Source organism: Gordonia sp. VNK21 (assembly GCF_046098115.1).
Taxonomy (GTDB): Bacteria; Actinomycetota; Actinomycetes; order Mycobacteriales; family Mycobacteriaceae; genus Gordonia.
The window spans coordinates 1-1,296 of sequence record NZ_JBJURU010000041.1 but is presented as its reverse complement, the minus strand read 5'-3'; the positions used below and the strand labels follow the sequence as shown (position 1 = coordinate 1,296).

Sequence of the window (1,296 nt, the reverse complement as noted above, 5' to 3'; positions counted from 1 at the left end):
GGTACTGGCCTGGGGTGCGTTCACGCTGATCCCGTATGCGATGCCCCTGGTGCAGCTGCGCGTCTTCTACGCGCGCGAGGACGCGTGGACGCCCACGCTGATGGTGGTCGGCATCACCGCCGTCAAGGTGGCCGCGTCCTATCTGGGCCCGGTGCTCTTCGACGATCCGGATCTGGTGGTGCGCTGGCTGGCGCTCGCGAACGGCCTGGGCTACCTGGTCGGCGCGATCGTCGGCCACTATCTGCTCAAGAAGCGCCTCGGCGGCGCCGCCATGCGCGACGTCGGCACCACCACCGGCTACACCCTGGTGATCTCGATCCTCGTCGGCCTGGTGGTCTGGGGAGTCGCCGAGGTGACCCACCTGTCCCGGATGTCCACCCAGGCCGGGACCGCGGGCTCGCTGGCCTATCTGGTGATCACCGGGGTGGTGGTGCTCGGCATGATCTATCTGCTGCTCACCGCCGCCCGGCTGCCCGACATGGTGACCCTGAGCAACTCGGTCATGCGGCTGGCCGGCCGGTTCGTGCCGGCCCTGGCACCGGCGTCGTCACCGACCGCCGTGACGCACGACGATCGCCCCGCCGAGACCACCATGACCCTGCAGTTCCCGCGGATCAGTGCCGACGAGGCGCTCCCGTATTCTGGACAGGTAGAAGTCCGGCGGCACTTCGATCGTGGCAGCGCCTCGTGGCGCTCGTACTCGGTGACCAGCGGCGGTGCTGTCGGGGAGACCGCCGTGATCCCCCGAGTGCGCTACCCCTCCGAAGAGCCGACGGTTCCCGACCGTCCCGCCGAGCGGAGAGCTGGAACGCCCCCGATGACCCCGTCTGCACCGGATCCGATCGCCCCGCGGCGCGGCCCGCGCCTGGTGGCCGGCGCCGCCATCGCCGGCGGCCGCTACCGGCTGCTCGAACAGCACGGTGCCGCGCGCGGAATGGTCTTCTGGCGGGCCAAGGACACCGTCCTCGACCGCGAGGTGGGCCTGACCTTCGTCGATCCGGATCAGCGCGACCCCGCCTACCACCCGGACGATCCGGAGTCGGCGCAGACGCGGTCGCAGAAGATCCTGATGCGCACCCGCCGGCTGGGCCAGCTGCGCACGGCCGGAGTGGCCCGGATCCTCGATGTGGTCCGCGGGGCCTCCGGCGGCATCATCGTCACCTCCTGGGTGCCCGGTGCACCGCTGTCCGAGGTGGCCCGCAGCGATCCGTCGGCGACCGGCGCCGCCCGGGCGGTGCGCACCCTGGCCGCCGGTGCCGAGGCGGCGCATCGGGCCGGCACCGCACTCTCGATCGA

Annotated in this window: 1 protein-coding gene; it reads left to right on the top strand. The window is 71.8% G+C overall.

Annotated elements, in window-relative coordinates; genetic code table 11:
- Positions 1–1,296: lipid II flippase MurJ (locus ACJMNC_RS18275; protein WP_408949364.1), on the top strand; the 1,296-nt coding region annotated here is incomplete at both ends.